20 protein-coding genes and 2 pseudogenes are annotated in these 22,372 nt (G+C 71.9%); 11 read left to right on the plus strand and 11 right to left on the minus strand.

Translation table 11 applies throughout. From position 1 onward, the window contains the following. Positions 1-6: 6 nt before the first annotated feature. The 4 genes from ACZ5GH_RS04265 (at position 7) to ACZ5GH_RS04280 (ending at position 3,405) form a co-directional block, all read left to right on the plus strand. On the plus strand, positions 7-492 hold the full coding sequence (locus tag ACZ5GH_RS04265) for a protease inhibitor I42 family protein (protein ID WP_464333470.1): 486 nt from the start codon (positions 7-9) through the stop codon (positions 490-492). Then, a complete protein-coding gene (locus ACZ5GH_RS04270) occupies positions 489-893 on the plus strand; it encodes a hypothetical protein (RefSeq protein ID WP_464333471.1) in 405 nt (134 codons plus the stop codon). The genes ACZ5GH_RS04265 and ACZ5GH_RS04270 overlap by 4 nt, the downstream gene beginning before the upstream one ends. A 206-nt stretch (positions 894-1,099) precedes the next feature. Continuing rightward, positions 1,100-1,930, plus strand: coding sequence for a glycerophosphodiester phosphodiesterase (locus tag ACZ5GH_RS04275; RefSeq protein WP_464333472.1), 831 nt, complete (start codon positions 1,100-1,102; stop codon positions 1,928-1,930). 155 nt (positions 1,931-2,085) lie between these two features. After that, positions 2,086-3,405 (plus strand): MFS transporter, encoded by a 1,320-nt coding sequence (locus ACZ5GH_RS04280; protein WP_464336794.1) that lies wholly within the window; start codon positions 2,086-2,088, stop codon positions 3,403-3,405. A gap of 86 nt (positions 3,406-3,491) precedes the next feature. Here ACZ5GH_RS04280 and ACZ5GH_RS04285 read toward each other — a convergent pair whose 3' ends face one another. The 5 genes from ACZ5GH_RS04285 to ACZ5GH_RS04305 form a co-directional block, all read right to left on the minus strand. Then, positions 3,492-5,222 carry a trypsin-like serine protease gene (locus ACZ5GH_RS04285; RefSeq protein WP_464333473.1) on the minus strand — a complete coding sequence of 577 codons (1,731 nt, stop codon included), beginning with the start codon at positions 5,220-5,222 and terminating at the stop codon, positions 3,492-3,494. Between the two features lie 97 nt (positions 5,223-5,319). Beyond that, on the minus strand, positions 5,320-6,897 hold the full coding sequence (locus ACZ5GH_RS04290; protein WP_464333474.1) for a trypsin-like serine protease: 1,578 nt from the start codon (positions 6,895-6,897) through the stop codon (positions 5,320-5,322). 102 nt (positions 6,898-6,999) lie between these two features. Next, positions 7,000-8,622 carry a trypsin-like serine protease gene (locus tag ACZ5GH_RS04295; RefSeq protein WP_464333475.1) on the minus strand — a complete coding sequence of 541 codons (1,623 nt, stop codon included), beginning with the start codon at positions 8,620-8,622 and terminating at the stop codon, positions 7,000-7,002. A gap of 45 nt (positions 8,623-8,667) precedes the next feature. Continuing rightward, on the minus strand, positions 8,668-9,174 hold the full coding sequence (locus ACZ5GH_RS04300; protein ID WP_464333476.1) for a hypothetical protein: 507 nt from the start codon (positions 9,172-9,174) through the stop codon (positions 8,668-8,670). Between the two features lie 41 nt (positions 9,175-9,215). Then, positions 9,216-9,707 (minus strand): hypothetical protein, encoded by a 492-nt coding sequence (locus ACZ5GH_RS04305; protein ID WP_464333477.1) that lies wholly within the window; start codon positions 9,705-9,707, stop codon positions 9,216-9,218. Between the two features lie 489 nt (positions 9,708-10,196). Between ACZ5GH_RS04305 and ACZ5GH_RS04310 the strand changes: the two genes are divergently transcribed. Both ACZ5GH_RS04310 and ACZ5GH_RS04315 read left to right on the plus strand, forming a co-directional pair. Continuing rightward, positions 10,197-14,264 carry a polymorphic toxin-type HINT domain-containing protein gene (locus ACZ5GH_RS04310; RefSeq protein WP_464333478.1) on the plus strand — a complete coding sequence of 1,356 codons (4,068 nt, stop codon included), beginning with the start codon at positions 10,197-10,199 and terminating at the stop codon, positions 14,262-14,264. A gap of 15 nt (positions 14,265-14,279) precedes the next feature. Then, on the plus strand, positions 14,280-14,627 hold the full coding sequence (locus ACZ5GH_RS04315) for a hypothetical protein (protein WP_464333479.1): 348 nt from the start codon (positions 14,280-14,282) through the stop codon (positions 14,625-14,627). An 88-nt stretch (positions 14,628-14,715) separates the two neighbouring features. Here the strand turns inward: ACZ5GH_RS04315 and ACZ5GH_RS04320 are convergent, their stop codons facing one another. Next, positions 14,716-15,081, minus strand: a complete 366-nt coding sequence (locus ACZ5GH_RS04320) for a hypothetical protein (RefSeq protein ID WP_401114335.1) — start codon at positions 15,079-15,081, stop codon at positions 14,716-14,718. 621 nt (positions 15,082-15,702) lie between these two features. Here ACZ5GH_RS04320 and ACZ5GH_RS04325 point away from each other — a divergent pair. Both ACZ5GH_RS04325 and tgmC (ACZ5GH_RS04330) read left to right on the plus strand, forming a co-directional pair. Further along, on the plus strand, positions 15,703-15,933 hold the full coding sequence (locus tag ACZ5GH_RS04325; RefSeq protein ID WP_464333480.1) for a hypothetical protein: 231 nt from the start codon (positions 15,703-15,705) through the stop codon (positions 15,931-15,933). Beyond that, positions 15,930-17,074 (plus strand): annotated as a pseudogene (gene tgmC, locus ACZ5GH_RS04330) (ATP-grasp peptide maturase system methyltransferase). Before ACZ5GH_RS04325 ends, tgmC (ACZ5GH_RS04330) begins: the two are co-directional and overlap by 4 nt. 241 nt (positions 17,075-17,315) lie before the next feature. Here tgmC (ACZ5GH_RS04330) and tgmC (ACZ5GH_RS04335) read toward each other — a convergent pair. From tgmC (ACZ5GH_RS04335) to ACZ5GH_RS04355, 5 genes and pseudogenes are all read right to left on the minus strand, one after another. Then, positions 17,316-18,551 carry an ATP-grasp peptide maturase system methyltransferase gene (gene tgmC / locus ACZ5GH_RS04335; protein ID WP_464333481.1) on the minus strand — a complete coding sequence of 412 codons (1,236 nt, stop codon included), beginning with the start codon at positions 18,549-18,551 and terminating at the stop codon, positions 17,316-17,318. Further along, positions 18,551-19,006 (minus strand): annotated as a pseudogene (locus ACZ5GH_RS04340) (ATP-grasp ribosomal peptide maturase); the annotation flags it as partial. The pseudogene ACZ5GH_RS04340 and the gene tgmC (ACZ5GH_RS04335), both read right to left, overlap by 1 nt. 10 nt (positions 19,007-19,016) lie before the next feature. After that, complete coding sequence (locus tag ACZ5GH_RS04345) at positions 19,017-19,415, minus strand: hypothetical protein (RefSeq protein ID WP_464333482.1); 399 nt, start codon at positions 19,413-19,415, stop codon at positions 19,017-19,019. 348 nt (positions 19,416-19,763) lie between these two features. Beyond that, positions 19,764-20,009 carry a hypothetical protein gene (locus ACZ5GH_RS04350; RefSeq protein ID WP_464333483.1) on the minus strand — a complete coding sequence of 82 codons (246 nt, stop codon included), beginning with the start codon at positions 20,007-20,009 and terminating at the stop codon, positions 19,764-19,766. Next, positions 20,006-20,368 carry an ATP-binding protein gene (locus ACZ5GH_RS04355; protein WP_464333484.1) on the minus strand — a complete coding sequence of 121 codons (363 nt, stop codon included), beginning with the start codon at positions 20,366-20,368 and terminating at the stop codon, positions 20,006-20,008. Before ACZ5GH_RS04355 ends, ACZ5GH_RS04350 begins: the two co-directional genes overlap by 4 nt. Before the next feature lie 299 nt (positions 20,369-20,667). Between ACZ5GH_RS04355 and ACZ5GH_RS04360 the strand changes: the two genes are divergently transcribed. The 3 genes from ACZ5GH_RS04360 (at position 20,668) to ACZ5GH_RS04370 (ending at position 22,326) form a co-directional block, all read left to right on the plus strand. Further along, positions 20,668-21,534: a helix-turn-helix domain-containing protein gene (locus ACZ5GH_RS04360; protein WP_464333485.1), complete on the plus strand. Its 867-nt coding sequence runs from the start codon at positions 20,668-20,670 to the stop codon at positions 21,532-21,534. Then, positions 21,527-21,730 (plus strand): DUF397 domain-containing protein, encoded by a 204-nt coding sequence (locus ACZ5GH_RS04365; protein WP_464333486.1) that lies wholly within the window; start codon positions 21,527-21,529, stop codon positions 21,728-21,730. The genes ACZ5GH_RS04360 and ACZ5GH_RS04365 overlap by 8 nt, the downstream gene beginning before the upstream one ends. 71 nt (positions 21,731-21,801) lie before the next feature. Continuing rightward, positions 21,802-22,326 (plus strand): DUF6879 family protein, encoded by a 525-nt coding sequence (locus ACZ5GH_RS04370; protein WP_464333487.1) that lies wholly within the window; start codon positions 21,802-21,804, stop codon positions 22,324-22,326. The last annotated feature ends 46 nt before the right edge of the window (positions 22,327-22,372 follow it).

The following is a 22,372-nucleotide window of genomic DNA, read 5'->3' on the forward strand; positions in this document are numbered from 1 at the left end:
GCAAGGGTGTTCACCAGGAGGCCGGTGCGGAAGGCGGCGCTGGCGGCCGTCCTCGCCGCCGGGCTGACGGTCGGGCTGACGGCCTGCGGACAGGACGGGCAGGCCGGATCGGGCGGGTCGAGCGGATCGAGCGGATCGAGCCGCGGCCGGCTGCTCGGCCCGGAGGAGCGCTCGGTGACCCTCACCGTCGGTGAGCGCTTCACGGTCGCCGTCCGGGACAACTCCTCGGCCGGGGACCGCTGGAGCGTCGCGGACCCGAAACCGGACGCCGCGGTCGCGGCCCTGGCCGACGAGCAGCTCGACCTCCCGAAGGAGTCGAAGACCTCGGACGGCGTCGGCGGCACCCGCTTCTACACCTTCGAGGCCAAGGGCGGCGGGACCACCGCCGTCACCCTCCTCAACTGCTTCCGCGGTTACTGCAACCTCCCCACCACCGGCGAAGAGAACAGGAAACTGGTCGTGCGCAACACCTACACGGTGACGGTCCGATGAGCCCCGACGACCGCTTCCGCCCCAAGGGCGACGCCGAGCTGCTCCGGCTCGACGTGTCCGCCATGCTCCGCTACGGCCTGGCCTTCGCCGGGCCGCACCGGGCCGCGCTGTTCGGCGAGGGCGCCGTCGCGGCCGCCCTGGCCGCCGACCGGCTGGGGGTGCTCCCCCGGTCGCTCACCTTCCTCGCCGAGGTGGTGCGCAGCGGCGGCGCCCGCTTCGCCGCGGACCTCACCGAACCGCTGCCCGGGGCGGAGCCGGCCCGGCTCGCCCGCGACTGGCTGGGCTCGGCGGCCACCACCGTCACCACCGTCGACGGCGACCAGCTGCTCGCGCGCTGGCTGGAGGCCGTCGCGGAGATCCTCGGCATGCGCCGGGACGCCCGCGCGGGGGCGGGCGGCTGAGCGGCGGGTGCTGTGCGCCGGGGGGGGGGGGGGCGGGGCGCGGGGGCCGCGTGCCGGAACCGGGGCGCGGACGCCGGGAGCCTGGGCCCGGGGCCGGGTGATCGTTACTGCTTGACAGGGTGCGTAATACTGTAACGCGCTGGTACGCCCACGGATCCCGGCCTCGCGGGCCCGCCGGGTCCCCTCCCCGCAGCTCGGAGCAGCACATGCACCCCTTCCTCGACCACCCCGGGCCGCTCGCCTTCGCACACCGGGGCGGTGACCTCGGGCGCCCCGAGAACTCGCTCGCCGCCTTCGAGGCCGCCGTCGCGCTCGGCTACCGCTACCTGGAGACGGACGTGCACGCGACGGCCGACGGCGTGCTGGTGGCCTTCCACGACTCGCGCCTCGACCGGGTCACCGACCGCACCGGCGCCGTCTCGGAGCTTCCCTGGGAGAGCGTCAGGCGGGCCCGGATCGGCGGGACCGAGCCGGTGCCGCTGCTGGAGGACCTGCTCGGCGCGTTCCCCGGGGCCCGCTTCAACATCGACGTCAAGGCCGCGCCGGCCGTCGCGCCGCTGGTCGAGGCGATCCGCCGGACCGGCTCCTGGGACCGGGTCTGCGTCGGCGGCTTCTCCGACACCCGGCTGGCCGCCGTCCGGGCCGCCGCCGGGCCCCGGCTGGCCACCTCGCTCGGCCCGCGCGAGGTGGCCCGGCTACGGCTGCGCTCGCTGGCCGAACCGTTCCTGCCGTCGTCCGCGCGCGGTCCGCTGTCCCGGCGTCCGGGAGCGCCCTTCACCGGGCTGTGCGCACAGGTGCCGGAACGGCACCGGGGCCTCCGGGTCGTCGACCGGGCCTTCGTCCGCACCGCCCACCGGCTCGGGCTCCAGGTGCACGTCTGGACTGTGGACGATCCCACACGGATCAGGGCTCTCCTCGACCTGGGTGTGGATGGCATCATGGCCGATCGCATCGACGTCCTGCGGGACGTCCTCGGCGAGCGCGGCTGCTGGACGGACGGCAGCACGGGCTCCAGCACGGTGATGGGAACCCCATGAGCTCCACGAACTCGGCGACGCACCTGCCGGACGACCCACCGACCGACCCCACGGCCGCCGACGCGGCCGCCTCCGCCTCCTCCGCCGCCTCCGGCCCCTCCGCCTCCCCTGCTTCCTCCGCCGCCTCCGCCGAGGACGCCCGCTCCCTGCGGCGGATGCAGTTCGGCTGGTACGTCAACGACTGGGCGAACGCCGCCTTCTCGGCCACCGTCCTGACGGTGTTCCTCGGCCCGTACCTGACCACCGTCGCCAAGGAGGCCGCCGACGCGGCCGGCAACGTGCACCCGCTCGGCCTGTCGATCCGCGCGGGATCGTTCTTCCCGTACACGGTCTCCTTCTCCGTGCTGCTCTCGGTCGCGGTGATGCTGCTGACCGGCACCGTCGCCGACCGCACCGGGCGCCACAAGGAGCTGATGTGCGGCTTCGCGTACGTCGGTTCGCTCGCCACGATGGGGATGTTCCTCCTCGACGGCGACCGCTACCTGCTCGGCGGCGCGCTGCTGGTGGTCGCCAACATCTCGTACGCGACCTCGGTCGCGCTCTCCTACTCCTACCTGCCCGGCCTGGCCTCCCCCGACGAGCGCGACAAGGTCTCCTCCACGGGCTGGGCCTACGGCTACGCGGGCGGCGGACTGCTGCTGATCGCCAACCTGGTGCTGTTCCAGGGCCACGACGCCTTCGGCCTGGACTCCGGCACCGCCGTCCGGATCTGCCTCGCCTCGGCCGGCCTGTGGTGGGCGCTGTTCACCGTCGTCCCGATGTTGCGGCTGCCCTCCCGGGCGGGCATCGCCCCCCGTCCGGCCACCGACCCGGCCGGGACCGACCGGCCGGCCGACGGCAGCCTGCGCCAACTCGCCCGGACTCTGCGCGAGATGCGCAAGCACCCGCTCACCCTGCTCTACCTCGCCGCCTTCCTCTGCTACAACGACGGCATCCAGACCGTCGTCTCCCAGGCCTCGCTCTACGGCAGCGAGGAACTCGGCATGGACCAGACCTCGCTGGTCACCGCCGTGCTCCTGGTCCAGGTGGTGGCGATCGGCGGCGCGCTGCTGCTCGGCCGGATAGCCCACCGGTACGGCGCCAAGCGGACCATCCTCGGCTCCCTGGTCGGCTGGGCCGTCACCGTCGCCCTCGGCTACTTCATGCCCGCCCACCAGCCCGCCTGGTTCTACGCCCTGGCCTGCACGATCGGCCTGGTCCTCGGCGGCAGCCAGGCGCTCTCCCGCTCCCTGTTCTCCCACCTCATCCCGCCCGGCCGGGAGGCCGAGTACTTCAGCTTCTACAAGGTCAGCGACCGCGGCACCAGCTGGATGGGCCCGCTCGTCTTCGGCCTCGCCTACCAGCTCACCGGCAGCTACCGCTCGGCGATCATCTCGCTGCTGGTCTTCTTCGTCATCGGCTTCGCCGTCCTGCTCAAGGTCCCGGTCCGCCGGGCCATCGAGGCCGTCGGCAACCCGGTGCCCGAGCGCCTCTGACGGCTCCACCGGTTCCGCGACGACCCGGCGAGCACTGCGGCCCGCCCTGCCGGTGGCAGGGCGGGCCGCATCGGGTCTGCCGCGGGTCAGGGGGCGGAGGGGCCACCGTGGAAGCGGACCCAGCCCGGGCCCTGCGGGTCGACCGACCAGAGCGTGTTGTTGACATCCCGTACGTACGTGACCGGGTGCTTGGTGGCCGGGTCGAGGACGGTCTGCGGGACGGCGTCCGCGGCCAGCGCGGTGCCCGCCGGGGTGGGGTCGAACTCGGTCCACGCCCCGGTGGAGAAGTCCAGCGAGTGCAGCCGGTTGTTCGGGCCGTTGACGTACACCACGGTCCGGTTGCCGTCCTTGTCGGCGACCGCGACCGGGTCGGTGGCGGCCATCACGCCCCAGTCGCGCCAGCCCGGGCCCCACGGGTCGACGGACCACAGGTGGTTGGCAGCGTCACGGACGAACGTGGTGAAGTGCCCGGTGGCCGGGTCGACCACGGTCGAGGGGACGGCGTCCGGGGCCATCGTCGGCGGGACGAACTCGACTCGGCCCGCGCCCTTGCGGTCGATGGAGTTCAGCCGGTTGTCGGGCCCGTTGACGTACACCACGATGTGGCCGTCGTTCGGGTTGACCACTGGGACGGGATCGGTGGCGGCCAGCGGGCCGTAGTCGTACCAGCCCTCGCCCTGCGGGTCGACCGACCACAGGTGGTTGGCCGTGTCACGGACGAAGGTCACCAGGTTGCCGGTGGCCGGGTCGACGACCGTGCGCGGCACGGCGCCGGGGGCCAGCACGGTCCCCGACGGGGTGGGGACGAACGCGGTCCACTGACCGGTGGTGCGGTCGTAGGACCAGAGCTTGTGGTCCGGCCCGTTGACGTACACCCTCACGTGGTTGTCGGCCGGGTCGACGATCGCGGTGGGCCGGGCGGCGGCGTAACCGCCCAGGTCGAGCCAGCCCTCGTTCCTCGGATCGACCGACCACAGGTGGTTGGCGCTGTCCTGCACGAAGGTCAGCGGGTGGCCGGTGACCGGGTCCACGACGGTGAACGGCGAGGCCGTCACCACGGTCCCCGACGGGGTGGAGTGCCGGACGTTGGTGACCCACTGGCCGAGGTCGTCGACCCGGGTGGCGAACGCGCCGGTGCGGGTCTCGGTGGCGGGCACGCCCAGGCAACCGCCCTGCCAGGAACGGGACGCCACGGCGACCAGCTCGGCCCGACCGTTGACCTCTCGGACCGCCGGGGCGCCGGTGTCGCCCTTGCAGACCGCCGCGCCGCCCGTCCCCGTGATGCCGACACCGGTCGGGCTCACCGTGTCGAGGCTGAACGCGCCGGTGTGCGGCGTGTTCGGGATCCACTCCGACCTGGTGCGCCCGTAGCCGGGCACCCGCAGCGACTGCCCGGCCATCGGCGCGGTGGAGGCGACCGCCAGCGGCACAACGCCCTCCACGGGATTCGCGAGGCGGGCCATCACCAGGTCGCGGTCCTGCCGCGGCACCAGCTCGACCACCTGGGCCGACTTCGCGCCGACCGTGGCGACGGTCCCCCACTTGGGCGCGCCGGCCGCCAACGCCTGCGGCTGCGCCGGGTCGTCGGAGAAGCAGGAGGCGGCGCCGATCACCCAGTACTGGTCGATCAGCGCGCCGGTGCAGGCCCGCAGGCTGTCACCGATCACCAGGCGCGCGGTGAAGGCGTACGAGCCGGCGGCCGTCGGGTCACCGGCCACGGCGCCGGCCGGGGCGAAGGTGCTCAGCGTGCCGGCGGCGGCCGCGACGGCGGCCAGCACTCCCGCTCGCCGGGAGCGGTACTGGGACTTACGGGACATGCGGAATCCCCTTCGGGTGGGTCTGCGGGAGGCTGCGGGAGCCCGCGGGGGCCGACGCTCGTGCGCCGACGGCCCCCGCGGGAAGGGGAGTTGCGGGTCAGCCGGTCACGGTGGCGGCGAGGCCGTGGATGTCACTGCTGGCGACCAGGCCGAAGCTGGTCCAGCTGCCGTCGGCCTTCTTGTCGGCGGTCCAGATCCGGTCGTCGCCGCCGATCGCGAACAGCCGGATGGTGTCACCGATGGTGGTGGTGGCCACCTGCTTGACGGCGTGGCTGCCGGGAACCGGGTCGAAGGCGGTCCAGGGGCCGTTACCGGTGCTGTCAGTGGTGAAGACCCCCTGGTCGGAGCCGACGGCGAACACGCGCACGGTGTTGCCGATCGTGGTGGCGGCGATGTGCCGGATGCCGCTGCTCTCGATGGCCTCGAAGGTGCTCCACGTACCGGCGGTGTAGTCGCCGGTGGTGGTCCAGACCCGGCCGTCGCCGCCGATCGCGAACAGCCGCACGGTGTCGCCGACGACGGTCGCCGTCACCTGCTTGATGGCGCTGCTGGGCAGCGCCTCGAATCCGGACCAGGTGCCGGCCGCGTAGTCGCCCGCCGCGGTGTAGATCCTGCCGTCGCCACCGACGGCGAACAGCCGGACCTTGTCGCCCATGGCGACGGCCGTCACCTGCTGGATGCCGCTGTTGTCCGGCACCGCCTCGAAGGGGCTCCAGGTCCCGGAGACGGGGTCCTTGGTGCTCGTCCAGATGCGCTGGTCGGAGCCGATCCCGAACAGCCGGATCCGGTCGCCCATCGTGACGGCGCTGACCTGCCGGATGCCACTGCCGTTCGACACGGACTCGAAGGTGCCCCACACGTCCGTGGTGTACGAGCCCTCGTTCGCCCAGACCTTGCTGTCCCCGCCGATCGCGAGCAGCTCGCTGCCCGGACGGGACGCCTTCACCTGCTTCACCCAGCCGCCGAGGTCGTCGACCCGGGATCCGTACGCGCCGGTGCGGGTCTCGGTGGCGGGCACACCCAGGCAACCGCCCTGCCAGGAGCGGGAGGCGACGGCGACCAGCTCGGCCCTGCCGTTGACCTCCCGGACTGCCGGGGCGCCGGTGTCGCCCTTGCAGACCGCCGCACCGCCCGTCCCCGTGAGGCCGATGCCCGTCGGGTTCACGGTGTCGAGGCTGAACACGCCGGAGTGGAGCTGGAGCGGCACCCACTCGTCCCTGGTCCGGCCGGCGCCGGGGACGCGCAGCCTCTGCCCGGCGGTCGGCGCCGTGGCGGCCAGCGGCAGCGGCGCGACGCCGTCCACGGCCGTGGTGAGGCGGGCCAGCACCAGATCGCGGTCCTGCCGCGGCACCAGCTCGGCGATCTGCGCGGTCCTGCCGCCGACGGTGGCGGTGGTCGCCCACTTCGGCGCGCCGGCCGCCAGTGCCTGCGGCTGCGCCGGGTCGTCCGCGAAGCACGACGCCGCGGTGACCACCCAGTAGCGGTCCACCAACGCGCCCGTGCAGCCGCGCAGGTGGTCGCCGATCACCAGGCGCGCGGTGAAGGCGTACGAACCGGCGGCAGCGGTGTCGCCCACCACGGCCTGGGCCGGCGAGAAGGTGCTCAGCGTGCTCGCGGCGGCGGCCGCGACGAGCACGCCGGCCCACCCGAAGCGGGACTGGGACTTGCGGGACATCGGTATTCCCCCCTGGGAAGTGCGTGAAGGTGGTGTCCCGCCGCTCGGCCGCTCCGGCGGCCGGACGGCGGGCGGTCCGGCGGGACGCGGTGCGTGCTCGGATCAGCCGGTGGTCGCGGCCGTGACGGCCTTGACGCCGGTGGCACCGCCGGGGACCTCGCCCCAGTCGGTCCACTTGCCGGCGTTGTAGTCGGCGTCGCGGTTGTAGACCCTGTCGTCCTCGTTGACGGCGACGAGGTGGACGACGTTGCCCTCGGCGCTGCTGCTGATCGCCTTCAGACGGTTGTCGCTGACCTTCTCCCAGTTCTGCTCCCAGCGGCCGAGGTCGTAGTAGCCGTAGGTGGTGAACAGGGAGCCGTCGGAGCCGATGATCTGCAGGTCGACGGTGGTGCCGCGGGCGGCGGCGGTGATGCCCCTGACGTCGGCCGCGTCGCCGGGGATCTCGGCCCACGACGGCGTCCACCGGCCGTCGGTCCCGTTGTCCCGGACGTAGACGCGGCCGTCCTCGTTGACGGCGAGGACGTGGAGGACGCCGTCGGCGGTGGCGGCGCTGGTGATGGCCTTCAGGTTGTTGGTGCCGACCTTCTCCCAGGTCGGCGCCCACTGGTGGGCCGCGTAGTCGGCGTAGGTGCTGTAGAGCGAGCCGTCGGAGCCGATGATCTGCAGGTCGACCCGGCTGCCGCGGACGGCGGCGGTGACGCCCTTGGCGCCACCGGCGCCGCCGGGCACCTCCTGCGACGCCGTCCACCCTTCGCCGACCCTGCCGTCGCGGGTGTAGACCTTGCCGTCCGTGCCGACGGCGTAGACGTACACCTTGTCACCGATGGTGACGCTGTCGACGGCGGTCAGCTCGACGCTCCTGAGCGGCGACCAGTTGCCGAGCCAGCCGCCGCCGGCACGGTAGTCGGCGACGGTGTCCCACAGCCTGTTGTCCGAGCCGACGGCCTGCACGTGCAGGCCGCCCTTGACCTCCGCCGTGGTGTAGCGCAGCTCCTTCACCCAGTCGCCGAGGTCGTCGACGCGGGAGTTGTGGGCGCCGGTGCGGGTCTCGGTGGCGGGCACGCCCAGGCAGCCGCCCTGCCAGGAGCGGGACGCCACGGCGACCAGCTCGGCCCGGCCGCCCGTCTCGCGGATCACGGGGGCGCCGGTGTCGCCCTTGCAGACCACCGCGCCGCCGGTGCCGGTGGTGCCGATGCCGGTGGCACTCACCGTGTCGAGGGAGAAGGCGCCGGTGTGCGGCCTGCCCGGGATCCACTCGCCCTTGGTCCGGCCGAAGCCGGTGACGCGCAGGCTCTGCCCGGCGGTCGGCGCCGTGGCGGCCGGCGGCAGCGGCGCGACGCCGTCCACCGGCGTGGCGAGGCGGGCCATCACCAGGTCGCGGTCCTGACGCGGCACCAGCTCCGCTATCTGGACGGACTTGTCGCCGATGGTGGCCGTGGTCCCCCACTTCGGCGCGCCGGCCGCGAGGGCCTGCGGCTGCGCCGGGTCGTCGGCGAAGCAGGAGGCGGCGGTCAGCACCCAGTAGCGGTCCACCAGCGCGCCGGTGCAGGCGCGCAGGTTGTCACCGACGACGATCCGGGCGGCGGAGGCGTAGCTGCCGTCGGCGGCGACGTCACCGGAGACGGCACCGGCCGGGGAGAAGGTGCTCAGCGTGCCGGCGGTCGCGGCCGCGGCCGCGACCAGCACGCCGGCCCGCAGGGTGCGGGACGAGGAGTTGCGAGGCATGAGGTGGTGTTCCCCCAGGTGAGGTGTGGACGCGGGCGGTGGTGGTCAGCCGGTGACGGTGAGTTCGACGAGGCTGGCCGCGGTGCCGGTGTTGCCGACGCCGACGGGCTTGAAGCCGTTGGTGGGGACGTCGACGGTCTGCGAGGTGCCGCCGCTGGTGAGGCCGGCGCGGACCGAGCGGCCGCCGCTGGTCTGGAGGTAGAAGACGTCGGGCAGTTGGAGGGAGAGGTTTCCGGTGGTGCCGGCGACGGTGAAGCAGATCTGGTTGTCCGGGTTGCCCGGGGCCAGGGTGCCGATCTGGATGTGGGTGGGCTGCTTGCAGTCGGCGAGCAGGATGCGGCCGTCGCCGCGCAGCAGTTTGACCTTGGTGATGGCGGCGGCGCCGGGGTAGGCGAAGTCCTCGACGGCCGGTGGTGCGGCGGAGTTGTCGGCGGGCGGCGGGGTGGTGTCGGCGGAGGCGATCGCGGTCGCGCCGCCGAGGGCGGCGGCGGTCACCGCGGCGGTGGCCAGCCACCGGCGTGCGGTGGCGGTGCGCAGGGGGTTGTGGGTCACCTGGGCTCCATGGGGAGGACGGGCGGGCGGGCGGTGGCGGGTCAGCCGGTGACGCGCAGTTCGAGGAGGGTGGCGGGCTTGCCGTTGCCGGTTCCGCTGCCGATGCCGACGGGGACGGCGGTGCCCTTGGCGATGTCGACGCTCTGGGAGACGCCCTCGCTGGTGAGCTTGGCGTTGATGGAGTAGTCGTCGGTGCGGATGCGGAAGACGTTGGGCACCTCGAGGGCGAGGTAGCCGGTGCCGCTGGTGGCGCGGAAGCAGATCCTGTTGCCGCTGCTGTTGGGCAGGTCCCAGCTGAGCACGCTGATCTGGTCGTCGACGGCGCAGTCGGACAGCACGATGTGGCCGTCGCCGCGCAGCAGCTTCACGTTCGGGAACGGGGCCGCGCCGGGGTGCATGAAGTCCTCGACCGCGGGCGGCGCGGCCGAGCTGTCCGCCGGGGAGCCGTCGGCGGAGGCGAGCGCGGTGGCACCGAGCGTGGCGGCCACGGCGACGGCTCCGCCGACGATCCAACGGGACAAGCGCTTTGTCATTCCTGGTCCTCTTCGTTCGTTCGGTGTTGTCCTGATCGACAGATCCGCGGAATGGGACGAAGGCCCCGGAGAGCAGGCGAACCGGCATGACGTGATGAAGCGTCATGAAAGGCGGGAACGAGCACCGGAGAAGCCGTCTGACCACCCCTTCGACCACGAGCGGAAGCCGCCCCATCGAAGCAGATCGAACCAGGCCTCGCCAACCCCCATTTCGGCAGGTCAGACAGCCGACTTGTCATGGTTTAGAAGGCATTCGATCACAAGCTGACGGTGCGACACCTTTGCCGAAATATGAGCCGACTGAGGCGCGTTTTACTGCGGCGCAAAGCCTCGTAAGCGCTCGACCCACCAACTTCGTAGGCATTCTGTCGTTCCGTCATTTATCGTGGGGCTCCGCTGCGGCCGGGATTCGGCCGACGTCGACAGTGGAGGTTTCCCGTGGGTCCTTCGATATCCCGTTCAGAACGGCGAGGGAGGGGGAGGCCGCCATTGCCGGGCAGGCTCTCCCTGGCCCTGCTGCCCCTCGCGCTGACGGCCGGCCTGGTGGGGTCGGGCGTGCAGACCGCCGCCGCGGTCGAACCCGGGAGTGGGCAGGTCCAGCCGAGCTCCCGTGAGCGCGCCCTGCAGGCGTGGCTCAACGGCGGCCCCCGCGTCCACGCGCTGGCCGAGACCGCGCTGGCCGGCTCCGACCAGGACGTGCAGCGGTTCGTCGACAACGAGCTCGCCGGCGCCCAGCACGCGGACGACCTGCTCGCGGCCACGCAGATCTCCAGCGTGGGCGGGCCGAAGGTCCGCGAGGCCGCCGACAAGGCCATCGACGGCACCGCCGAGGAGCTGCGCGCCTTCCTGGAGGGCGGCTGGCAGGCGGCCCTCGACGCCGACCGACGGCTGTGGATCACCCGGATCACCGACCCCGCGACGGGCGCCGGCAGCAGTCTGCAGGCCGCCGGCGACGCCGCGCTGCGCGCCAACACCAGCGACGACCTGCAGAAGTTCCTGACCGAGACCCAGTTCACGGCCAAGGACGCCGACGACCGGGTCAAGCTGGTCCGGATCTACAGCACGGGCGGCGCGAACACCCAGGCGGCGGCGCGCATCGCGCTGAACGGGTCGATCGAGGACGTGCGCGAGTTCCTGGCGACCGGCCAGTACATCGCGCAGAGCCGTGACATGGAGCGCGCGAGCATCGCGCAGCTCGCCCAGCAGGCGAAGGACGCGGGCGCGCAGGCGGCCCAGGAGACGGCCGCGGCGATCGAGGCCAAGGACCAGGCGGTCAAGAACTCGGAGCTGGCCAAGGCCGATGCCGCGCGGGCCGCGCTCGAGACCCAGCAGGCCGGCAGTGACACGGCCAAGGCGACCGAGGCGGCGAACAAGGCCGCGTCGGCGGCCGAGCGCGCGGGTGCGGCGGCGCAGACGGCGATGACCGCCGCGCGTGCGGCCAACGCCTCGGCGCGGTCCGCCGCCGTGGCGGCGTCGAACGCCGCCGCCGCGGCGGCCGGTGCCCAGCGGGCCGCGGCCAACGCCCGGACGGCCGCGGCTGCGGCGGCCGGTGACGAGACGAAGGCGCACGAGGCGCGGGTGGCGGCGGACGCCGCCGACGCGGCGGCGAAGATCGCGGCGGACGCGAACGCCACCCTCGTCAAGGCGAACGAGGCCGCGGCGCGGAGCAAGGACGCGGCGGGTGCCGCACTCAGTGCCAAGGGCAACGCCGATGCCGCGGCGGGTTCCGCCGAGCAGGCCGGTGCCTACGCGGACAGCGCCGGTGGGCAGTCGGCGAAGGCCAAGCAGGCGGCGGCGGCGACGCGTCGCCAGGCCGCCGAGGCCGGCCGTGCGGCCGCGGCTTCGCAGCAGCTGGCTGGCGAGGCCGCGACGCAGGCCGAGGCCGCCAAGACGCTGCTGGCGTCCGCGGCTTCGCACGCCGCCGCCGCCGCGCAGGCGGCTCGGGACGCGGCCGACCACGCAGGGCAGAGCGCCAACGCCGCGCAGGAGGCGACCGACCATGCGAACGCCGCCTCCGGCTTCGCCGCGGAGGCGCAGAGCGCGGTCGACAAGGCCAACGCCGTCCAGGACCTGACCCGGCGTACCGAGGCCGAGGACCTGGCCAACCGCACCGCGGCGGCCGTGGAGAAGGCCCGCAAGGCCAAGGCCGACGAGGCCGAGAAGCAGGCGCAGACCGACCAGGCCGCCCAGCAGGTCCAGCAGGCGAAGGCCGAGGCCGACCGCCTCGCCGCGCTGGCCGGCCAGCCCGGCGCCACCCCGGCGCAGGTCGCCACCGACGGCCGCAAGCTCGCCCTCGTCTCCCGCAAGATGTCCGGCACCTGGGGATCGGCGGCAGCCGACGCGGCCCTCACCGGCCCGGACACGGCCGTGTTCTCCTACGTCAAGGCCGCTCGCAAGCAGGCCGAGGAGCACGACGCCCGCGACCGCGCCACCCAGGTCTACTCGGACTCGGAGAGCGACGCGGTCCGCACCGCGGCCTACACCGCGCTGCAGGGCGACACGGCCCAGGTCGGCGCGTTCGTGACCAGCGGCCAGTACGAGGCCGCCGCGCCGGAGAACCGGCTGACGATCACCCGGATCACCGACAACGCCGGCCCCGCCGTCAAGGCCGCCGCCGACCAGGCGCTGCGGGTCAACACGCCCGCCGCACTGCGGGACTTCCTCGCCAAGGGGCTGGCGGACGCGCAGGCCGCCGACGACCGGCTCACCGCGACCCGACTGGAGGACTCCCCCGCCACCGAGCCCGAACTCAAGGCCGCGGCGAGGATCGCCCTCGAAGGCCCTGTGCAGGACCTGCGCGCCTTCGTCGCCAAGGGCCAGTACACCGCCCAGCAGCGCGACCGGCTCACCGCCGTCCACGTCGCCGACGTCAAGGGCCTGATCGCCCAGGCCACCGCCGCCGCCGCGACCGCCGCCCAGAACGCGGCCACGGCCCAGGCCGCCGCCGCCATCGCCCGCAACGCCGCCGACGAGGCCAAGGGCTACCAGGCCGCCGCCGAAGCCTCGGCCAACACCGCCACCGAACAGGTCGCCAAGGCCCAGGCCGCCGCCGACGCCGCCCAGGCCGACGCCACCAGGGCCGCCGCCTCCGCGAAGACCGCCAACGCCGCCAAGGCCTCCGCCAACCGCGACGCCGCCAAGGCCGTCTACTCCGCCAACCAGGCCGAACGCTCAGCCCGACAGGCCCGATGGTCCGCGGCCGAGGCCAACGACTCCGCAAGCGCCGCCCGCGCCTCCGCCCAGGCGGCCGGCCAGGACGCGACAGCCGCCCAGGCAGCCGCCGACGACGCCCACGCGAGCTACGAGACGAAGCGGGAGGCCGAGGAGAAGGCCCGGCTCGCCAAGCTGGAGGCGGACCGCAGGGCGGCCCAGCAGGAGGCGCAGGAGCAGGCCGCCAAGGAGAAGCAGGACGCGATCGCGGCGATCGAGGAGGAGATCAAGAAGGCGAAGGAGGACAGCGAGAACATCAGCTTCCTCTACCACCTGTTCTCCGAGAGCATCCACCTCACGCTCGACGTCATCGGCGGCGCGGGCGGCGTCATCGCCCCCGGCCTCGCCGACATCGCCGACCTCGTCAACTGCGCCTACTACGCCGTCGAGGGCCGCACCACCGACGCGGTCACCTCCTGCATCGGCGCGATCCCCTTCATCGGCGACGGCGCCGCCATCGCCAAACTCGCCCAGTGGGCCAAGAAGTTCGGCTCCTGGGGCGAGAAGGCCGTCGACTTCATCAAGAAGCTCGTCACACGCGTTCCGCCGGCCTGCCCACTGAACAGCTTCCCGGCCGGCACCCGCGTCCTGATGGCCGACGGCTCCGCCCGCGCGATCGAGGCGGTCCAGGTCGGCGAAGAGGTCGTGGCGACCGATCCCACCCCCGGGCAGACCGGGCCCCGTCGGGTCTCGGCCACCATCTACACCCCGGACGACCGCGACTTCACCGACCTCTCCCTCGGCGCCGGGAAGTCCCTGACCAGCACCGACCACCACCCCTTCTGGTCCGAGAACCGGAAGCAGTGGACCGACGCCGCCGACCTCAGGGCCGGCGACGAACTGCGCGACCCGGCCGGACAGCCGCAACGCATCGAGGGCGTCCGGCACTGGAACACCCTCCAGGGCGCGTACAACCTCACCGTCGACGACCTCCACACCTACTACGTGCTGGCCGGCGACCTTCCGGTCCTGGTCCACAACGCGCCGTACTGCCCGAAGCGCCTCGCACTCGGTGTCACCGAGACCAAGGACCAGGGTGACGTGCTGTGGGAATTCGCCAAGAGCGTCAACGCGAAGTCGTACCTCTCCTTCCCCGAGGGCGTGAACTGGAAGGACGTCATCCGCGAGGCGGTCAAGCCGGAGAAGAAGACCGACATCCTCTTCAACCTCGACCACATCGGGAAGGAGAAGGCCCGGGAATGGGCCGAGTCGGCCAAGGACGTCGTGGATCCCACGGGCAACTACACGGCCTGGGAACTGGCCCTGATCAGGAACGCGCCACCGGAGGTTCGAGCACGCGTGAAGTGGTACGAGAACGGTGTGGAGACGACGAGCCCCTTCGACTGAGACGAGCCATTCCGAATGAGCAGCGAGACGACGTTCCTGGCAGGATTCGAGGACCTGCCCCTGCGGACCGGCCGGGCGTTCCGCCCCTGGTCCTACTCGGTGTCGCACCGCCGCCTGGTGCTGCGCACCTGGGAGGACAGCCGGCAGCCGGTCCTGGAATTGGAGTTCGAGAACGTCACGGGAATGAAGCTCCGCCGGACCTTCGAGGACCTGTACGTCTCCGAGGCCCGTGCGGTCCCCGAGATCGACCAGTTCGTGGGCCTGTCGGACGAGGACCGCGAACTCCACCGGACCCTGCTGTTGTCCGACGGCACCCACCAGGGCTTCGTCGTGTGCAGCCGCATGCAGCTCATGAGCCTGTGACCCGACGCACCTGATTCCAGCAGCACGAAGGCGTCCCACCGGATCCGTCCGGCGGGACGCCTTTCGTCGTTCGGCCGCGCGGTCGGCGTCAGCAGCCGATGGAGCGCATGCTGAGGCTGGTGAAGCGGGTGCCCGAGGGGGCGTGGAGGGTGATGGCGCGGGACTTGCCCTTGCCGCCGGCCCAGTCGCTGTCGACGTAGCCGCCGTTGGAGAGGCCGCCGCGCACGTAGGGACAGCGGCCGTCCGCCTTGGTGTCGTGCACCGTGCCGACGACCTTGGTGTCGTAGTTGCACCACTTTCCGTTGGCGTAGCCCTGGCCGGAGCTGATGCTCCAGTTCTGGGTGCAGGAGTCGGCGGGCGGCGCGGCGTGGGCGCCGGTGAGCGGGACGAGCAGGGAGAGGAGGGCCAGAGCGGCGACGACGGCTCCGTGGACGGCGAAACGGTGCTTGGACATGGCGGTACCTCCACACGGGTGCGCGGGTGGTCATCCGGGCCGGGTGTCGGGACGGCGCGGCGGTTCAGAGCGCGGCTGACTGCTCACGGTTGACGGCTCTCGGCTCCGCAGCGCGTGACACACGGCGCACGTGGCTCGCGGCGAGCGGTTCGCGGCCCGGCCGACGGGCCCGACCTCGGCGGTCCATCGAGCGTGACGCAGTCGACCGACTGCCGTCAACGGCGGTCCGAGGCGAGGGCGTTGGCGCGGTACCTCGGGGGCACCGGCTTGGCACGGGCGACCCAGGGGTACACCCCGCACCATCGGGACGGGTCGGGCGGTCGGCCGTCTGCACGGGCGTCGGTCTGGGGTTCGGCCTCACGGCCGCTCGTCGGCGGGCACCCTGCGCACGGCAAGCCGGGAGATCGACACCACTCGGATCCGGTCCGTCTGGGTGCGTCGGCCCTCCCCTACGAGGGCCGCAGGGGCTGAGCGACCAGGACCGCCGTGTCGGTCTGCCCGCACATGTTCCAGGCCAAGGTCGACAAGGCGTTCGACGTACGGGTGACCGCGATCGGCGGCCCGCTGTAAGGGATCCGGATCGACAGCCCTGATCTCGACTGGCGCTACCGCCAGGAGCTGATGACGTGCACACCGATCGAGGTACCCCGGTCGGTCAGCCGTCCGATCACCGCCTACCTGGCCGAACTCCATTTGGGCTACGGCGCGTTCGACTTCGCCGTCACCGCCGCCGGCGACTGGTACTTCCTCGAGTGCAATCCGAACGGCCAGTGGGCGTGGCAGCCGACGGAGACCACCACGGCGATCGCCCACGCCGTCGCCGACCAGTTGGAGAAGGGCCCCGACACATGAACACGGCAACCCGGCTTCGCGCCGCCCTGGCGGACAGGCTCGCCGAGGACGGCACCCTCATGGAGCCCGAGTGGGGCAGCGCCGTCAGGGCGGTGCCCCGCGAGCTGTTCACCGGTTCCTACTTCCGGCCGGTGGCGGGCAGCGCCCCCACCAGCTACCGGCCCGTCCGCGAGGGCGAGCCCGGGTGGCTTGAAGGTGTCTACTCCGACGAAACGCTGATCACTCAACTCGACGGCCGCATCCGGGCCGACGACGTGCCCGAGGAGGCCGTACACGGTTCCCCGTCCTCGTCGTCCACCCTGCCCTCGCTGGTGCTGCGCATGTGGCACCGGCTCGGCGCCGAGCCCGGACACCGGGTGCTGGAGATCGGCACCGGGACCGGTTACTCGACCGCCCTCGGCGCGCACCGCCTCGGGGACGGCAGCCTCACCAGCATCGAGTACGACCCCGTGGTGGGCGGGGCTTGCCGCAGCGGCGCTCAAGGCGGCGGGCTTCGCGCCCCGACTGGTAATCGGCGACGGGCTGCGCGGTGATCCGGACGGTGGGCGGTACGACCGGCTGATCGCCACCTGCTCGGTCCGGTACATCCCGTTGCCATGGCTTCACCAGGTGGAGCCGGGGGGGAAGGATCCTGGTCACGCTGTCCGGATGGGGTTACGCCAACGCCCTCGCGCTGCTCGACGTGACCGGCCCGGGAGAGGCCACGGGCCGCTTCCTGCCCGGCTGCACCAGCTTCATGATCGCCCGCCCCCACGACCGGCCGCCCCGCCCGACGCTGGCGCTCCTCCCCTGGGAGGAGCGCCCGAGCCGGATCGACCCCGCGAAGCTCGACGACTGGACCGGCGGTTGGATCGCCCAGCTCGCGGCGCCCTCGGCCGAACGCCTGGGGGCGGGAGCGGAACAGATCCTCTGGGACGTGTCCACCGGTTCCCAGGCCCGGACCGCCCGCGACCACGACGGCGGCTGGACCGTCGTCCAGCGCGGTCCCGTCCGCCTGTGGGACCGGGTCGAGCAGGCGGTGCACCGCTGGCAGGCCGCCGGCGAACCCCGCCAGGAGGAATTCGGCATCACGGTCTCACCCACCGGCCAGCGGGTCTGGCTCCGCACCGAGGACGGCCCCGGCTGGGACCTCCCGATCTGACGCACAGCGGCCCGGCCGGGCCACCCCACAGGACCCGAACCACTTCGGCCCCGCCGCGCACGGCACGAGCGCGGCGGGGCGAGCGCGGATGCCGGACCGCCGGGCCGAGTCGGACGACTCAGCCCGGCCGTTGGCACGGTCAGGGGGTGCACGCCTGGTCGGGTCCTCGTTCCAGCGTTCGGAGACGGCCGAACCGACAACGGCGGTGGACGTAGTACCGCACTCGGCGTCTCCGGCACACCTATGCCGTAGCAGCCTGCCGACCAGGGGCCACGGCGTGCTGCCAGCGAAGCGTGGTGCCGTCACCGACCCAGCGGTTGCCGGATGGGGTGGGGATGCGCCGGCCGCCGATCCAGTAGGTGTGCGCCCGGTCGGTGATGTGGAGGCGCACGGTACTGATGCCGGGGCGCCCGGCGTCCTGCCAGGCCTTCAGCGTCTCCTCCACGCGGTCCCACAACCGGGCGGGACCGCCCTGCCTGACGGTCCAGCCGTCGCCGTCCTCGCTGAACGCGGCGAACAACTCCCGCTCGATGTCGAACAGGTAGACCAGTGGCTTGCCGTCGGCGGTGGCGCGGACCACCTGCGCTCCCGGCAACGTGAGTTGCACCAGGAAGGCGGGCATCCATTCGTCCAGCACCGCTGGTACGACAGCTGTGGGGCGTTCGGTGTCGGCGTAGGCGGTGCGCGCCGCCAGGTCTCCGGCCAGCGGCGGGATCGCGTGAGCGCGGGCGTGCATGAATGACGACCGACCGATGATGCGGCCTTCTGCGGTCCCGTCCCCGTTGACGGTCAACTTGGCCAGGCCGGTGCCCCAGGGCCATGAGCCGACCGTGGCCAGGACGATCCCGCCTGGCTTGGTCTGCCGGATCCACGTGTACGGGATGCGCCGGACCGCGCACGTGGCGATCACCCGGTCGTAGGGGGCGCGGCTGGGGTACCCGAGCAAGCCGTCACCGGTGACGGTCCAGGTGGAATACCCGCAGGACTCCAGCGCCGCGTCCGCCCGCGCGGCAACGTCGGCGTCCACCTCGACCGTCGTGACCTGGTCCTCGCCGAGACGGTGGCACAGCAACGCGGTGGAGTACCCGGTCCCGGTGCCGATCTCCAACACGGACTGCCCGTCTTCCAGCTCCAGGTCTTCGATCATTCCGACCACGGTCACGGGCATCGTGGAGGAGGAGGTGGGAGAGCCGGTGACAGGACCGGCGGCCCGGTCGGCGGTGAGGTGTCCGTCCAGTTGGGTGGCGAGACTCTGGTCGCTGTAGGCGATCTCCGTCCATTCCTTCGGGTCCGTACCGAGAGCGGTGACCGGCCGCCAGTGCGATCCCTCGGGCAGGAACACCCCGGGTTGGAGGAACAGTTCGCGCGGAACCCCTTCCACGGCCGACCGCAGCTTCGAAGCCGGGCGGAGGATGCCGACGGCTTCGAGCCGGTCGGCGAGGGCGCGGCGCTCGGCGGCGGTGTCAGGCTTGTTCATCAGATCTTGCCTCCTTGCACGAGTAGGTCGGCGAACGCGGCGGCCATCGGGAGCCCCGTCTCCTCCTCCAGCCAGCCCCATTGACCGGTCGGGTTCAGCTCAAGCCAATGCGCGTCGCCCTGCCGGTCGATCGCCAGGTCGAAACTGCCGGACACCAGCCCGAAGCGCCCCAGGTAAGCCAGCAGTGCCGCCTCCAACCGGTCCGGCAGGTCTACCACGCTGTAGGAGAGTGCCGAATAGTCCTTCCGCCAGTCCAACAAGTCGGAGTCGATCCGCACCGCGAACACCCGGCTACCGACCACCAGCACGCGCAGATCGGCGACCTTGTCCACCAGCTCCTGGAACAGGTGCGGTGCCAGCCGTAGCGAGTCGTCCACCTGGTCGGCGACGACGGGTTCCGCCCAGCTGGTGAGCGGGACGCCGTCTCGCTCGTACGGGGTCCATCGCAGCGTCTTACTGCTCGTTTCAGAATGAGGCGTCGGATGGGCTTTCGTCGTCGAGCTGCTGGAGAACCCGTGGGAACTCGTCGGCGTCGAGGAGATCAGCCAGCACCTGAGTCATGTTGTCGATGCCGGGATGCCGGACGATGAGGCCGTCGGGGCACCAGAAGTAACGGCCGCTCGATTCCTCGCCGGTACGGGACCACCGCTCCATGAGGCGTTCGACCTCGGCAAGTGTGAACACGGTCGCACTCCAGCGTGAGCCGTCCGCCGTCAGCCGTACTAGGACGTCGACGTTGCAGACGCTGTCCAGAGGTTCGCCCGCGTTGGGCAGGAACGACGCCTCGAACCGATCCCTTCGGACGCGGTACCAGGGTCCATCCCATCCTTGCTCTGCGGCTTCTCCGGTCCCGGTGTTGGTCATCCGGGGAGTATGTCGAAGGGACTCGAAGGGGCTCAACCGGGTTCTCTGGCGTGCTTCCGGGGGTCGTGACCGCGAACCGTGTCCCCGACGATCTGTGGGACCGGATAGCCCCGCTGCTGCCGGCACGCCCCGCTGTGATGGCCTGGTCGACGAGGCAATCACCGAGCACGGCTACCACTTCGGGCTGATGGCGGACCGCGAGATCCACACTGTCCGTCACGAGTCCACCCGGCGCATCGGGCCTGGGCATCCGGAGGGCTGTGACCGCACCGAGGGCGACGGTGGTGAACGCGAGTGCCAGGAGGTCGGCGAACGCGGCGCCGACCAGAAAGGTGGCGGTACCGGGACTCATCTGCGGTCGCCCCCTTCCGGGCCGGGCAGGAGGTGGAGGAGGTTCAGCAGGGTGCTGACCGGCGCGTTGCCGAAGTCGACCAGGATGCGGCCGTCGAGGGTGGACTCACCGGCCGAGGCGGAACCCCAGAGAAGCCCGTACGGCATTCCGCGCCTGTGCAACTCGCCCAGGAGCGCCGTGATCTGCGGCCCGGTGTAGTCGCGCATCCGGGGGTCGTCCGGCGCGACGGGCTCGCGGGTCACGCGAGCGACTCCAGCTCGTACCAGACGACCTTGCCGCGCTTCTGGGGGTCGACGCCCCAGCGGTGGGTCAGCCCCTGGACGAGCTGGAGGCCGCGGCCGCATTCGCCGAGGTCGGTGGGCAGGCGCTGTTCGGGGAGCACGTCGCTCTCGTCCGCGACGGAGACGCGGAGAGTACGGCCGAGCAGGGAGAAGTAGACGACGGGGGCGGCCGTGGCACCGTGCCGCCAGGCGTTGACGATGAGCTCGCAGAGGGCGAGTTCGGCGTTGAAGACGGTCTCGGACGCCCAGCCGGCGCGGGCCAGGGCGTCCCGCAGGGCCTGCCGGGTGAGGGTGATCGAGGGCGTGTTACGGGAGCACACGGGAACCTCCGTGAGGTGGTGGCGTGGGAGAGGTGAGCCGGCGGATTCGTCGCCGTGAGCCAAGTCAGGGCAGGGCTGGTTGATGCCGCGCGTGACTGCTCTGCGGTGCGCGGGCAGCAGGCGCCTGCTGCCCGGGAGAACGAGCGTTACTGACGATCCGTTGGGTCTCGTGGCATCAACCATAGGGGCAGCGGAACTTAAATTTAGGTAGCTGTGGGGAAGTTCCCTCTTCCGGGGGACGAATGGCTCGACCTTCGACCAAACCGGCACACTGATCCCAGGAACACCGAGAGGACGCCATGCCCGGTCGCAGCAACCCGACCCTTCGCCAGCGCCGCCTGGGAGCGGAGCTACGAAGGATGCGAGAAAGAGCCGGTCTCGGCGGCACCCAACTCGCCCGCACACTCGGCGTGAGTCCGGCCCACGTCACACAGATGGAATCCGGCAAGACCAGCGTGACCCTTGATCGTCTGCATGCGATCGCCGAAGCCTGCCTGTGTGCCGATCAGCGCCTGATCGATGCCTTGGCCGACATCATCGCGGTCCGGGAGCGGAACGGTTGGTGGGAGGAGTACCGCGCAAGCCTGGCCGTCGACTTCCTGGAGATCGCAGAACTCGAGGCCGGTGCACAGCGGCTCACGACGTACACGTCCACCTTCATACCCGGAATGCTCCAGACCAGCGACTACGCCCACGTCCTGTTCGCCCAGACCTACCCGCCACTACCGGATCACCAGGTCGACCTCCGGACGGCCTTCCGGATGCGACGACAGCGCATCGTTCGATCCGGCACGACGCCCTATGCCGCGTTCATCCACGAGACGGCCTTGCACATGCAGTTCTGCGGGCCGAAGATCCTGGCCGCCCAGCTCAACGCCCTCGTCACCGACTCCAGGCATTCGAACATCTCGATTCGAGTCGTCCCGTTCGACGCCAATGTCGTCCCGAGCCCCAGTGAGAACTTCACCTACGCGGCCGGGCCGATCACCGAGCTGGACACGGCGCAGATGGACACAGGTCACGGCGGTCAGCTCTTCGAGACACCCGCCCACCTGTCGAGGTTCCGGGCTCTCATCGCCCAGATGGAGTCGAGTGCCCTCTCCGAGAGAGAATCACGTGACCTCATTCGGTCCCTTGAAGACGAACTGGAACGCAAGCATGGATAGTTCTGCCTGGCTCAAGTCCAGCTACTCGGCTGCCAATGACAACTGCGTCGAGGTGCGCACCCTCAACGGGTCGGTCGAGATACGGGAGTCCGACGACGCCGACGTCATAGTCCGCACCGCCTCCGTCAGCTTCGCCACGTTCCTCGACGCCGCCAAGGCCGGCGAGTTCGACCACCACGCCGGCTCCGCCACCTGACACCTCCGGCCCCTCGCTCCGCGGAGCGAGGGGCCGGTACAGGTTGGTCCCGACCTTGAGGAAGGCCTGTGATGACGCAGAACGCGCCGGACTTCGCCGTGTTGTTGGGGGGCGCGACGCGCTCCGCCGTCCACCTGGAGATGCGTGACAGCTACTCGGTCGGTGACGAGGCCGAGTCCTTCGATCGCTTCAAGAGGACCGGTGAGGTGGACGACGACCCGAACGCGTCGTTCTGGCCGACGTGGATTCCCCTGGTGGAGGACGCGATCTCCCGGGGCGTCGTCATGCGCCGCGCCCGCATCGTCTCGGAGCCGGTGACCGACTACATCAGGTACGAGCACGCCCTCACCCCCGTCAACCTCGCGGCCGGCGAACGGGTCCGGTGGCTCCCCCGAAGCCGGGCGTCGACCATCGCCCTGCCGGGCAACGACTTCTGGCTGATCGACCGGCGACTGGTGCTCTTCCACTGGTTCACGGGCGACGGGGACTGGGCGGGGCACACCTTCACGGTGGACGAAGCGGCGGTGCGGCTCTGCTCGGCGGCATTCGAGGCCGTGTGGGCGGCGGGCATCCCCCACGAGGAGTTCATCGTCTGACTCCCCATGACACCCGTGGGCGGCCCTTCGCTCCACGGGGCGAAGG

It is taken from the genome of Kitasatospora sp. Xyl93 (genome assembly GCF_055383135.1).